This is a genomic window from Aestuariibacter salexigens DSM 15300 (assembly GCF_000429145.1).
Classification (GTDB): domain Bacteria; phylum Pseudomonadota; class Gammaproteobacteria; order Enterobacterales; family Alteromonadaceae; genus Aestuariibacter; species Aestuariibacter salexigens.
Genome location: NZ_KE386852.1, coordinates 175,573 through 188,592 on the forward strand (window position 1 = coordinate 175,573; position 13,020 = coordinate 188,592).

Sequence of the window (13,020 nt, forward strand, 5' to 3'; positions counted from 1 at the left end):
GCCGCCTGAAGCAGAGGCATAGGAGGCGGTGTCGTTGCCGGCGCCACCAGAGAGGAAGTCATTCCCAAGCCCACCATCCAGGGTGTCATGGCCGTTTCCGCCATGAACAAAGTCATTTCCGAGCCCCCCATCCAGATTGTCATTGCCGCTTTTGCCATAAAGCGCGTCATTGCCAGCCCCACCATCTAGCGTATCATCGCCATCGCCATCGCCACCATCTAGCGTGTCATCGCCACCGCCACCATTAAGCGCGTCATTGCCATCCCCACCATAGAGGACATCATTTCCGCGACCTCCATCAAGATAGTCATCGCCATGTCCACCGCTTAAAACATTATTGCCAGCATTGCCGGTTAAGGTATCGTCGTAGTCAGAGCCGGTTAGGTTTTCTATTGAAATCAACCTATCGGAACCTGCTCCACCAGTATATTGATGATTAGTGATGTTTAAGTTTACCGCTACGCCGCTTGAAGCAGAAGCATAGCTGGCGGTGTCGTTGCCGGCGCCACCATCTAAAAAGTCATTTCCATAGCCACCATCTAGCGTGTCATCGCCACCGTCACCATTAAGCATGTCACTGCCCCACCCCCCATTAAGCGCGTCATTGCCATCCCCACCAAAAAGCCAGTCATCGCCATGTCCACCGCTTAAAATATTATTCTCAGCATTGCCAGTTAAGGTGTCGTTGTAGCGAGAGCCGGTTAGGTTTTCTATTGACTTCAAACTATCGAAACCTGATCCACCAGTATTTTGAAGATTAGTGTGATTTAAGTTTACCACTACGCCGCTTGAAGCATAGAAATAGGAGGCTGTGTCGTTGCCGTCGCCACCAGAGAGGAAGTCATTCCCAAGCCCGCCATTAAGCGTGTCATCGCCAGCCCCACCAACAAGGTAGTCATCGTCCCACCACCCAAAAAGGTTGTCATTTCCATCCTCACCATAAAGCGCGTTATTGCCAGGGCCGCCATCTAGCATGTCATTGCCGGAGCCACCATGAAGCGTGTCATCGCCAGCGCGACCATAAAGCGTGTCATGGCCATCCCCACCATAAAGCCAGTCTCGGTCATAGCCATCGCCACCATCTAACGTATCATTGCCAATCCCCCCATAAAGCCTGTCAATGCCCCCCCCCCCATGAAGCGCGTCATCGCCAGCGCCACCATCCAGATAGTCAAAGCCTTCGCCACCATCTAACGTGTCATTGCCAATTCCCCCATAAAGCGTGTCAATGCCCCACCCCCCATTAAGCGCGTCATCGCCAGCGCCACCATATAACGTATCATCGCCATCGCTACCATGCAGCGTGTCATCGCCATCGTCACCATAAATCCTGTCATGGCCATAGCCACCATAAATCCTGTCATGGCCAACCCACCCATGAAGCGTGTCATCGCCAGCGCGACCATAAAGCGTGTCATTGCCTTCGCCACCATTAAAGTAGTCATCGCCATCGCCACCATCTAACGTGTCATTGCCAATTCCCCCATAAAGCGTGTCTCTGCCATCGCCACCATTAAGCGCGTCATCGCCAGCCCCACCGCTTAAAACATTATTGCCAGCATTGCCGATTAGGGTATCGTTGTAGTCAGAGCCGATTAGGTTTTCTATTGAAAGCAAATAATCTAAACCTGATCCACCAGTATTTTGATAATAAGTGCGGTTTAAGTCTACCGCTACGCCGCCTGAAGCAGAAGCATAGCTGGCGGTGTCGTTGCCATCCGCCCCACTTAAAAAGTCATCGCCATCGCCACCATCCAGCGTGTCATCACCTCTGTTACCATATAACCTGTCATTGCCTGAGCCACCAGAGAGCACGTCATTCCCAAACCCCCCGTCCAGCGTGTCATTGCCGCCTTCGCCATAAAGCGCGTCATCGCCATCCCCACCGCGTAAAATATTATTCTCAGCATTGCCAGTTAAGGTGTCGTTGTAAATAGAGCCGGTTAGGTTTTCAATGCTTTTCAATGTATCTATCAGGGTAGTTGAGAAATATTTTTCCGTTACCCCTGTACTTAGGTTAGCATCTACTCTAAAGGCGCCATTATAGCTAAGAGTATCGTTCCCATCGCCACCAATTATGATGTCACTTCCATAACTTCCAAAAATTAAGTCATTACCACCCAATGCAAAAATTAGGTTGTTACAATCGTCTCCAACTATCCATTCTGAGGAAGGAGTTCCGTTGATGTATGTTGTACAAGCCTGAGCTTGATAAGCAGCGCTAGAGCCAATAAGGAGTAGAGCGACTTTTATACTTCTAGAGAGTTTACGATGATGCAAAATCATGTTCCTAAGTTTATAGACCTGTTAGCAACGGCTCAGGCAAACATGTTCAGCAGATTGGGCTGGCCGCGTTTTCAAAACAAAAAGTATCACTATGTTTCATGGTCGGTATGGCACGACCACCACACGTTTAGTGTCAAAGACAGCTAAACGCTTAACTGACAAAACATGTATTAATGTATTTGCTGCTGAAAAGGGCACTAGGAGCACAGTTGGCAAATCCAAATGCAAATTTAAGTGAAATTAACAGCCGCTACAGAAAAGCCATGTACACTCACATTGTTTGATCTGAAAATCTCTAATTGCTGTTTACCTGTTGAAACGTCTTTTTTTGTATATTTTCTAAGGCAAATGCAATAAAAGCATTTCTAGCAATGTTGTTGGGCTTAGGCGTTAGCAAAAAACGAACCACGATTCGCATGTGATTGTTTAAATTAGATAAAATGGATTTTATCGATTATTTATTCACGTCACATGTAAAAATAACCGACACTAATGCGCTTGTTTTTTGCACTATGTGTGTCCATTCCACACCGAACCTTAGCTTAGCGAATAATTAAGATCCGTTTCTTCGTTTAGTTAGCACGAGAGAGGGATAAAGCTATAGAAACAATGGAAGGCAAAAGTTTGATTTAATATGTTAGGTCTTACAATGAAACAAAATTTCTGCCTGTTCATTACTATTAATTGAACCACGCCAATGGGTTGCACCGGTGACTGAAGGCATTGCCTGTTTGTGACGTGTGTAGTTTGCGAGAAGTGGTAGTGCCTACTTTAAACATTGAGTATTTTGAAAGACCGCAATGTGGCGAAAACCTCATACCAAAATAATGTATCAAACAACGCCTTGAACGTTTGCTGCTTGTCTGTTGAAGTCAGTAGAGGCTTACTTTCGGCTGCGTACGTAAAGCCGCCGTTGAAGTATCTAAATACAAACAGCAGGATTGAGCGATTTGCTGTCTCTCCTTTTTCCTCTGTTTGGCGTCTGGTTCAACGAATGAGAAGACTATCAGGTTTTATTCCTTTCTATTTACGAACGTTTCAATTCAAGCCTAACCTAACCCAGTTTAAGAAATCATAACGCCCGCTTTTGAAGAAAGCCGTAACACTCGCATTTGCCTGCACCAACAAGTCAGCACATCGAAATGTTTAGTTGTTATGGGCACAGCGCTCGGTCACAAGCGTGTTTGCGGTAATTCAACCCAACCTCCTGAGCTTTAGTATTATTTCAGTTTCGATTAAACCATCGATTCTTACATCGTTTATGTAATGCTCCAACATGGGGAGGTTGTCGGGTTCAAAACGACTGTAGGGTAACCATTCACTGAATAAGTATTTTTGTGCGTGATTGACATCTTCAGACGTACCTTTTACATGGAGAAAAGCATAGCTTCCTTGAGGTAGATATGCTTCCGTAAAAGGCTCCGCAATCGATGTGTCATTATCCACTTCAATGGAGGCTTCATATCTGCATTTATCTAAGGGTGTAACCGCAGGGTTGTCGTAGCACCATGCCAATCTGAATTGCTTCTCAAGCGCGATATTCTGAAGCTCCCCCCATTTGGATAAATCATCCCAGGTTTGAAATAATGAATCGGATTGATATCCTCTAGTTGACTTCAGCTTCGCAAGTCGCATGGTGGCAAGCTCCTTCACTTCAACAATTATCGATGCATCATATGAAGTCTTAATGGCAGTCTTTTCACGATAAAAATCAGTTGGATCAAAAACTTTACCGTACTTATCAAAAATACGCCCTAGTCTTGATATGTCTTCGTTCTTGGGTTGCCGTATTTCTTTTGGCGTATAACCAAAGTACTGTTTTATCGCTCTAGAGAAATTAGCGCTAGAAGAAAAACCGCAGTCATAAGCAATTTCGGTAATACTCTTATCTCTTTTAAATACGAGAAAGTTAGCCGCCTTTTCCAGTCGTCTTCTAGCAATATAGTTGTTTAATGTTTCATTCATCGCACCACTAAAAATTCGATGGAAATGAAATGGTGAGAAGTGGCAGTGCTCTGAAATTATCTCTAAGCTCAGAGGGGTTGCCAATTGGGACTCTATGTATTCCAAAGCCTTTATAATTCGTCGTTTATATGCGGGATTCATTTAGAACCCCCGAGCTTGATAGCAACCAAAAAACGCTTAGGGGTAAACCCCACCTGCAATGCGCAGCAGTCCTCAAAACTAATGAGCAGGTTCACTCCAGCATTTGCCTCTTCACTCAAGAGCTTGTATTCCTCAGAACCGAATATCAATGAGAGTAAAAACAATAACCCGATAACGAAGCTTAAGGGCAACTTTTTAAATTTCACTTTGTACACCTTTTATGTAAACCGACCAAAGGCAAGCCTACCGTTAAGTGAGCGAGTGGAATTTTCCAATATTGCTTTTCAAGCGGCCTTATTAGCAAGAATTGAAAAGTTAAGTTCATAACGGATAAGTAAAGTTCACATTCATTATCTCTTCGAGGTAATTGAGTCACCAAGCTACCCAGTAGCACAACAGATTAGCCTGTATTCAAGTCAAAGAGAGAGCGCAAGCGATGAAAAGAGTTAATTCCGATTGTAAAACGTATCTATGCATACCGACGCAGCAAAATGTCAAAAAAATAGGCCAAGAGGGAGATTAAAGTGAATCCGCATTATCTTCATCCAACAGACGAGGCCGCGAGAACGTTATTTTCTCAATCTATGCAGAAAGAGATTGTAATGTTGAATCTACTTAGATTTAAGGAAACTGCTGACTATTCGAGCCATCCAGAGTTAGAGCCAACTAAACCTATATCGGGTAGAGAAGCCTATCGAATGTATATAGATGACACCCACCCTATTTTAAAAGAAAGTGGCGGTGAAGTGTTGTTATTGGGAAACGCCTCTCAATTCTTTATTGGTCCACAAGACGAAATTTGGGATATGGTAATGCTGGTTAAGCAGCATTCTTTGGCGGCATTTCTTTCTTTTGCGAGCAATCCAGATATTCGAAAAGCCGCGGGTCACAGAGAAGCAGCGCTGGTGGATTCAAGACTTTTACCTATAAGCTCGCTGTTGCAGCCATCGGCTGGACAACGTCAAAAAAGCTAGTTGGGCTTCAACAGCCCCTCTAATTTGCTGGCTCAATTTGGTTTGTGAATCTAAGTACAGCCTATTTCATGTTTCGGCCGGGGTGACCAAGTTCTCCTACAAACGACTATGGTGATGTTGTTCTCATCTATATCAAGCCAAATCGAGGTTCGAACGTCCACTAACCCCAAAAAAGCTCTTATTCAGAGCTTTGTTTACCACAGTCGCCAAATAGCACAAGCCTGTAGTACTAAACCGAAAATCTGTACGTCGGCTTGTTGTCTTTTTGAGATCCTCGATTTCTCGAGGGTGACGAGCATAAATTTGTCTGAAGCTGAATGCGATAGTTAAAGGCGTCTAGAGTAAAACCTGCGTTCAACATTTGGGCTATAGACTCAAGGTGAGCTATCTTTCAGTTGTAAGAGAAGCGATTTATGAACTTTTTATGGCAAATGGTCTTTCGAATGCTCGCTAACATCGAGATAAAGTCGGCGTATACTCGAGAATCAAAATGAAAGTAATCTTCTTCAGCACGATACTGTTTCTGCTGCTTTCTTGTGGAGGAGGTGGAGGAGACGACGTCTCTGCACCTCAGCCAGAACCCAATAGGGACAACACACCTCCTGTAATCACAATCGTAGGAGAAGCACTGGTGATCCACGAGCTGGGGACGGATTACATCGAGCAGGGAGCTAATGCATCAGACGATACCGATGGTCAAATAACCGTTGAGATATCTGGAATGGTTGATGCAGATAATCTGGGCACCTATCAAATAACTTACACAGCTACAGACAGCGCAGGCAACCGTTCTGTGGCAGGCCGTTCTGTAACCGTTGTGGGCTCCAGTATGGTCGACTTTTACACGTCAACCGCGAACCGAGCGTCACTTCCTGAGAGTTACAGCAAAGGTCTAGAAGCGCTAATTTATGGTCAGGATGCTTTGATCAATGACGATTTCCAGACAGCAAAAGAAATCGTCGAGGACATTTTCGCTCAGCAGCCACTTTCACAAAATAGCTGGACCAATGGATATGATTTGTTTGGTCTGAACGTCGGTTACCCTGTCGCCTATTATGGACTGCGCATGCTGGAAGATATCACTACGCAAGGCGACATTGTCACCATGCAAGAGCTCAGGTTAACCGCGGTCATGTCACTATGTGCGACGGTTGAGCGACTTACATTACCTGACTTTGAAGTTGAAGTTGTTGGCGTGAATATCGATCAGAGACTTCTGCAAAATGATTACCAAATATTGTTTGAGGCAACCGACCTGTTTCGTCGCTGGGTTAAAGCCATTACCCTCGGTAGCGAATTGACGTTGGAGGTTTATGAGTCTGATGATTGTTCGTATGTCAGCACAGCAGACGATGGTGATTTGGTATTCAGTTACCCAGATATTTATCAGGTCATTGGTTCTGTGCCAGATACGATAAGAAACCAGACGGACATGTGGATGGTCGTCGTGCCATCAGCTGTGCCAGGCGATGGTTCGGGATTCAACAAGGAGTTTATTACAGGTGGAATGGGACTGATTGGTGAAAAGCCTGTATTTATTTCTGATGATGCCTGGTTTATCCGTAAGCCAGAGCACCTTGGGTTTGGTCAATACTCGGTTGTTGAGCGTCGCGCCTATCATCCCCAGTGGTTTCAACATGAATTTATGCACCACCTTTATCGAACCTGGCCAGAATTCGGGTTGGAAGTGGAGTCACACCAGTGGTTTGACAGGAACAGTTGGCCAGACGACTTTGAAGGTCGTTATGAAGCGGACTATTACGCTGAATCAATTGAAAAGCGTCTTGTTAATGCGCAACCCACACTAGCTGAAGGACTTAAGAAGTCTATTTCAGGACAGTAACACTCTAGTTGTCATCAGTATTATAGGTTGTTGCTGGATGGAATAGCACTCACTTCCTGAAAGGACCAGTAAAAACTAAATACTGTAATTTACTCCAGTTCAGTTTCGTCATCTTGATTTACACTAATTGGCACAAAGCGTTTGCTGAGAAATCTCTTGCGACAATATCTGCAAATTGTCTTCAACAGACCACCGCCTTCGCGGTAGAGACGGGCTGGCTTCTTGTCTTTATGGGATCCTCGATTTCACGAGGATGACGGGCAGGTATTCGTCTTAAACAGACTGCCGCTGCATAAACAGCGTCACTTCGGCAAACGTGATACCGAACTTTTTGATGTATGACCGATTCATTAGCGTTTTGTCATCAAATGCCCACATCCAGTCTTCAAAGTTAACTCGGTAAGTGCTGCCACTCACAGGCAGGTCCATCTCGTATTGCCAATACAGCGCGTTGCCGAACACGCGTCCCTGAGCAGGGCCAGCTATATCAGACGCCTGACCTTCAAACGCATTGTCGCCCTTTGCAGTAATAGTCCAGATACGTTTTTCTGGCCCTTCACCTACTGCATAATCAAAGGTTTCATCTAGTACCAGCTTGCCGTCTTGCATAGAGCCAGCGATATCTACCGTAAAACGCTGAACCACGTTGCCAGACCTGTCCTGAACAATGCCCCACGCTTTTACATCACCGTTAAAAAACCCTTGTAAGTCAAATTTTGGGCCAATGTTCTGATATTGTTCACCTTCAATAGAGCCCGCACAGCCAGTCAGCCATAATGTAATCAACACGACAGTTATAAACTTCATTAGCTCACTCCTAATAGTTTCTTTCTGAGCGACGGCTCTGAGGTATTCTCACTTAGCCATATTCCAAAAAATCGGCGGGTAAATTCTGGATCAGGCACGCTACCAATCAACTCGTCATTGCGATAGAAATGGGTATGCTGGTTCTGATCCGCGATACCAACCAGAGTGACGCCTTTGTTAACGTCGGGGAAAATATTTCGCATCTGCTCCAGCCAGTCAGACAATATCGCGTTATCGTCAAAGCCTTGCTTGCGTATTTCTTCAACCGAGCGTTCCGCTATCGCCTCACCATCGAGGCTTCGAAGGTAGTGTAATTCAAGAACATAAGGCCCATCTTCCTGCCACTTACCCTGCGGCGCATACAAGCGGGCATCATAAACATCCCAAAAAAGATACGTCATCCGCCCTTCGCCAACTTTTTCGGCCTGTTCAAAATACTGTCCCACGATGTTGTTAATCGCAGACGCTGGTGCTGACATAGCGAGCCCCCCCATTGCAATGATGACCAGGGAAATTGTCAGCCATGGTTTTGATGTCATGCGCACTGCTCCCTCTGACCTGCCGCTTCATTAGCGTAAAATTTTATTGATAGATTGTTGGTTTTTACCCGCTCGGATATCGCTTTGATCACCTTCTGCTCGATTAATTCAGTAAAAAATTGTCGAGACGGCTGTCAAATCGTTATGATTTCTGCTCACAGAAGATCCACCCGCTGAGCGATACCATGTCTATACAGCGCCTCAAAGCCCTGCAAAAAATTATGCAAATCCCCAGTGCTGAGACCCCGCTTACATTTAAAGATATAGGGAACTGTAAGGTGGTATTGAAGCGCGATGATTTGATTCATCCGATTGTCTCTGGCAATAAATGGCGAAAACTGCAGCCCCAGCTTGAGTACGCCGTGCAAAACGGCGTAGCTCATGTCGTCAGTTTGGGGGGCGGGTACTCTAATCATTTGCATGCATTAGGTTATTGCTGTCGTGAATTGGATATCAATTGCACCGCGCTGATCCGCGGCGATTACACACAGCACCTCACCCCCATGCTCAGAGACCTGAATGAATGGGGGGTAAAACTGCACTACTTAACTAAACGAGAATTCGCCGAACGTAACACTTCAGCATTCGCCGATTGGGTAAAACACACTTATCCAGACAGCCATATGATCCCCGAAGGCGGCTCGCATCCCCTCGCGCTGGGTGGCGTCGCAGAAGCGATGCAAGAGCTCGAACAGCACTATGATTATATTATCCTCCCTGTAGCCAGCGGTGCTACCATGGCAGGCATCATTGCCGCCAGTCAACCGACAACCACTATAATCGGAATTGGTGTTCTGAAAGGTGAGGGTTACCTGGAGGGATTGGTAAAGCGCTTTATGGATGAGCAAAATATCACTGCTACAAACTGGACTATCCTACATGACTATCATTGCGGAGGTTATGCTCGGTCAACCCCTGAACTGACTGCATTCTGTCGTCAATTTTCAGAGCAAAATGAGATTGATATTGAGCCTGTTTATTCAGGAAAAACGCTGATGGCCCTGACCCATTTATTGCGCAATCATTATTTTCCCGACGGCTGCCGGATATTGTGTTGGCACACAGGCGGTTTACAGGGCGCGCGCATAGACTAGAATAAGCGAGTACGTTAATCCATTTTGCAATTGAACCCGTTAAATCAATATCGGTCTGGTTATTGATGGAGTGCGACGATGGCATTATCACGTAAATCGGTGACAACGCTTACCGACAGTCCTTTGATAAAGGCGTCCCTTGAACTGTGCACCTCTATGCTGCAACAGTGCGACCACTTTTTTCCATTTGCTGCCTATCAGGTTGATGAGCAGTATCGCAGCATCTTCGCTGAGGACACTCTTGATACCCGTAACGAATACCGGTTGATCGAACGATTGCAGCAGCGCCTTGTAAACATTCATGAGCACTGCGATGAGTTAACATCGGTACTGGTGTATGACGCAATGGTGACGGATGAGCGCGGTGACACGACCCATACGATCGTCATTACAGAGACGCTTGGCAAAAGCAGTCAGACACACCTGTTTCCCTATTCATTCAATAAGGGTGACTTGCGCATCGGCCTCCCGTATAAATTATTATCTGACTAATGCGAACCGGAGCGGTGCAAGATTTCACTAAGGCAGTGCAAAGACACCTCTCCATCATGCTTCAAACCTCCTCAACCAATTGAATTTATTATATTTTTAAAATTGGCCTGCAGCATGCTTTATCTAAGCGCGCTGTGGAAGGGGAATAATAATAACAACATGCTTGGGTGAGCCGTGCAGGGCTACAACTTTCACCCTCCACACGCATTTCAGGGAGAGCCCCCGGTTATCGCTTGATAACCCGGGGGCATTCACAGCGACCATTCCATTTCCAAGCTACTGACGTTAGCGCCATTTCAGACTATCCTTCTCTGTTCACAGATTGGTTACAGAATAAATTGGTGATAGCATGCGCCGGTTTATTTCTAAGAGGAATGGCTATGTCTCGAGTTCTTATTATTGGTGCAGGCGGCGTTGCTACTGTCACCATAAAAAAGTGTGCCCGTTTACCTGAACACTTTGATGAAATTTATCTGGCGAGTCGCACGGTATCCAAGTGCGAAGCGTTGCAGCAAGAAGTAGGAGCTGATCGGGTTAAAGCGGTATTTGCTGTTGATGCGGACGACGCATCACAGGTGCAGGCGTTGATTGAGAAAGTACAGCCAGATCTGCTTATCAACCTGGCTTTACCCTACCAGGACTTACCTATCATGGACGCCTGTCTGGCGACCGGTACAGACTATCTTGATACCGCTAACTATGAGCCAAAAGACGAGGCCAAATTTGAATATTCATGGCAGTGGGCTTATCAACAACGCTTCCAGGATAAAGGCATAATGGCATTGCTCGGAAGTGGTTTCGATCCCGGTGTTACCAACGTATTTACGGCCTATGCCGCGAAACACCATTTTGATGAAATCCACTATCTGGATATCGTTGATTGTAATGGCGGAGACCACGGTCAGGCGTTTGCCACCAACTTTAACCCTGAAATCAATATCCGTGAGATCACCCAGCGCGGTCGCTTCTGGGAAGATGGTCAGTGGAAAGAAACTGACCCATTGAGTGTGCGTGAAGATCTCGACTATCAGAATATTGGCGTGCGTGCCTCTTACCTGATGTTCCACGAGGAGTTAGAGTCGCTGGTTAAGCATTTCCCAACGCTCAAGCGCGCCCGCTTCTGGATGACTTTTGGTGACGCCTATCTTAACCATCTTCGTGTACTCGAAGGCATTGGCATGACCAGCATTGAGCCTGTTCAATTCCAGGGACAGGAAATTGTGCCTCTTGAATTCCTTAAAGCGGTACTGCCTAATCCGGGCTCGTTGGCCGAGGGCTATACGGGCATGACGTGCATCGGTACTTACATCACAGGGATAAAAGACGGCAAAGAGAAAACCATCTTTATCTACAACAACTGCGACCATGCAGTATGTAATGAAGAGGTAGGCGCACAGGCAGTGTCCTATACCACTGGCGTTCCAGCTATGATTGGCGCGGCACTGATGCTCAATGGAACCTGGAAGAAGCCTGGCGTGTGGAATATGGAACAATTCGACCCCGATCCATTTATGGACATGCTCAACCAACATGGTCTGCCGTGGCATGTTATTGAGTGCGATAGTCCTTTCAAAAAATAAGCATAAGGTGGGGCAACCTTTGCCCCACCATCTGAATGTGAATTTATTCGGAGCAGATAGATGACTGACCCAATTAACAGCGCTGCCATTCCTTCTCCCTGTTATGTACTGGAAGAATCCAGGCTGCGCGCCAATCTGGAACTGATGCAGCGTGTGCAACGACAGGCCGGTGTTGACATTATTCTGGCGCTAAAAGGTTTCTCTATGTGGTCAGCGTTTCCTCTCGTCGGCCAATATCTGAAAGGCTGTACGGCGAGTTCAGTGTGGGAAGCCAAACTAGCAAAATATGAAATGGGCAAGGAAGTCCACGCCTATTCACCTGCCTATAAAGATACAGATATTCAACAGCTTACCGAATTAGTGAGTCACCTGTCATTCAACAGTCTTAGCCAGTGGCAGCGCTATCAGCAAACCGTTCAACAGGCTGGGGTATCGGTCGGTCTACGTATTAATCCTGAGCATCGAGAGGCAACAACTGAACTCTATGACCCAAGTGCTCCGGGTTCACGCCTTGGCATTCGTGTCAGTCAACTGGAAGGCGTTGACCTATGCGGTGTAGATGGTTTTCATGTACATAACCTGTGCGAGTGTGATTCATTTGCAACAGAACGCACACTGCTTGCGGTAGAAAAGAAGTTTGCTCAATACCTGCCGCAATTGAAATGGCTCAACCTCGGCGGTGGACACCTTATGACCCGCGAAGGATACGATGTCGAACATCTGATCACGACTCTAAAGGCCTTTCGTGAACGTCATCCGCACCTGCATATTGTCATGGAGCCTGGCTCAGCAGTAGCCTGGCAGACCGGCCCGCTAGTCAGTGAAGTGGTAGATGTTGTTGAGAACGACGGACACATTGCCATTCTGGATATTTCCGCCACTGCGCATATGCCAGACGTGCTCGAAATGCCCTATCGTCCGACAGTGAGAAATGCCGGAGAAGCCGGAGAAAAAGCCTACACTTACAAACTGGGGGGCAACTCGTGTCTGGCGGGCGATGTGATTGACACCTACAGCTTTGATACACCGCTCAAGCCTGGCGACCGAGTCATTTTTGAAGATATGATGCACTACACCATGGTGAAAACGACGTTCTTTAATGGTGTTGAACATCCCGCCATTGGTATCCTCAAATCCAACGGTGAGTTCCAGCTGGTGCGTCAGTTCAGCTACGAAGACTTCAGATCCCGCCTCTCATAGACAAAAACCGCCGTTCGTGTAGGATGATAACCACCTTAAGTTAGTCCGAACCCGCTATCTTCTCTGATGTTAAGACTATCAGCCCTACTTTTTACAGCA

The 13,020-nt window shown here is 46.4% G+C and carries 11 protein-coding genes and 1 pseudogene; 6 read left to right on the forward strand and 6 right to left on the reverse strand.

The features are described 5' to 3' along the window. The 4 genes and pseudogenes from G441_RS19860 to G441_RS0117200 form a co-directional block, all read right to left on the reverse strand. The coding region (locus G441_RS19860) for a calcium-binding protein (protein WP_276201948.1) at positions 1-1,965 on the reverse strand (1,965 nt) is incomplete at its 3' end. A 96-nt stretch (positions 1,966-2,061) separates the two neighbouring features. Next, positions 2,062-2,286: pseudogene (locus tag G441_RS20080) on the reverse strand (hypothetical protein); the annotation flags it as partial. A gap of 1,194 nt (positions 2,287-3,480) precedes the next feature. Continuing rightward, positions 3,481-4,335 (reverse strand): AraC family transcriptional regulator, encoded by an 855-nt coding sequence (locus G441_RS0117195; RefSeq protein ID WP_240485163.1) that lies wholly within the window; start codon positions 4,333-4,335, stop codon positions 3,481-3,483. Positions 4,336-4,388: 53 nt separating this feature from the next. Beyond that, positions 4,389-4,598 carry a hypothetical protein gene (locus tag G441_RS0117200; RefSeq protein ID WP_156896408.1) on the reverse strand — a complete coding sequence of 70 codons (210 nt, stop codon included), beginning with the start codon at positions 4,596-4,598 and terminating at the stop codon, positions 4,389-4,391. Between the two features lie 318 nt (positions 4,599-4,916). Here G441_RS0117200 and G441_RS19060 point away from each other — a divergent pair, with 318 nt between their 5' ends. Next, on the forward strand, positions 4,917-5,366 hold the full coding sequence (locus G441_RS19060; RefSeq protein ID WP_205622192.1) for a DUF1330 domain-containing protein: 450 nt from the start codon (positions 4,917-4,919) through the stop codon (positions 5,364-5,366). 490 nt (positions 5,367-5,856) lie between these two features. Further along, positions 5,857-7,209: a DUF5011 domain-containing protein gene (locus tag G441_RS0117210; protein WP_026377481.1), complete on the forward strand. Its 1,353-nt coding sequence runs from the start codon at positions 5,857-5,859 to the stop codon at positions 7,207-7,209. 273 nt (positions 7,210-7,482) lie between these two features. Here the strand turns inward: G441_RS0117210 and G441_RS0117215 are convergent, their stop codons facing one another. Both G441_RS0117215 and G441_RS0117220 read right to left on the reverse strand, forming a co-directional pair. Then, entirely contained in the window at positions 7,483-8,016 is a 534-nt protein-coding gene (locus G441_RS0117215; RefSeq protein ID WP_026377482.1) for a DUF3833 domain-containing protein, read from the reverse strand. Then, the gene (locus G441_RS0117220) at positions 8,016-8,555 is read right to left on the reverse strand and encodes a chalcone isomerase family protein (protein ID WP_240485164.1); all 540 of its coding nucleotides are present in this window, start codon (positions 8,553-8,555) and stop codon (positions 8,016-8,018) included. Before G441_RS0117220 ends, G441_RS0117215 begins: the two co-directional genes overlap by 1 nt. A 185-nt stretch (positions 8,556-8,740) precedes the next feature. Here G441_RS0117220 and G441_RS0117225 point away from each other — a divergent pair, with 185 nt between their 5' ends. From G441_RS0117225 to nspC, 4 genes are all read left to right on the forward strand, one after another. Beyond that, entirely contained in the window at positions 8,741-9,649 is a 909-nt protein-coding gene (locus tag G441_RS0117225; protein WP_026377484.1) for a 1-aminocyclopropane-1-carboxylate deaminase/D-cysteine desulfhydrase, read from the forward strand. A gap of 78 nt (positions 9,650-9,727) precedes the next feature. After that, positions 9,728-10,141 (forward strand): hypothetical protein, encoded by a 414-nt coding sequence (locus G441_RS19065; protein ID WP_051275695.1) that lies wholly within the window; start codon positions 9,728-9,730, stop codon positions 10,139-10,141. A gap of 380 nt (positions 10,142-10,521) precedes the next feature. After that, a complete protein-coding gene (locus G441_RS0117235) occupies positions 10,522-11,721 on the forward strand; it encodes a saccharopine dehydrogenase family protein (RefSeq protein ID WP_026377485.1) in 1,200 nt (399 codons plus the stop codon). 60 nt (positions 11,722-11,781) lie between these two features. Next, entirely contained in the window at positions 11,782-12,921 is a 1,140-nt protein-coding gene (nspC, locus tag G441_RS0117240) for a carboxynorspermidine decarboxylase (protein ID WP_026377486.1), read from the forward strand. The last annotated feature ends 99 nt before the right edge of the window (positions 12,922-13,020 follow it).

Coding starts and splice junctions, on each gene's coding strand:
- G441_RS0117210 (WP_026377481.1), top strand. CDS start 5,857: ATGAAAGTAATCTTCTTCAGCACGATACTGTTTCTGCTGCTTTCTTGT.
- G441_RS0117215 (WP_026377482.1), bottom strand. CDS start 8,016: ATGAAGTTTATAACTGTCGTGTTGATTACATTATGGCTGACTGGCTGT.
- G441_RS0117220 (WP_240485164.1), bottom strand. CDS start 8,555: ATGACATCAAAACCATGGCTGACAATTTCCCTGGTCATCATTGCAATG.
- G441_RS0117225 (WP_026377484.1), top strand. CDS start 8,741: ATGTCTATACAGCGCCTCAAAGCCCTGCAAAAAATTATGCAAATCCCC.
- G441_RS19065 (WP_051275695.1), top strand. CDS start 9,728: ATGGCATTATCACGTAAATCGGTGACAACGCTTACCGACAGTCCTTTG.
- G441_RS0117235 (WP_026377485.1), top strand. CDS start 10,522: ATGTCTCGAGTTCTTATTATTGGTGCAGGCGGCGTTGCTACTGTCACC.
- nspC (WP_026377486.1), top strand. CDS start 11,782: ATGACTGACCCAATTAACAGCGCTGCCATTCCTTCTCCCTGTTATGTA.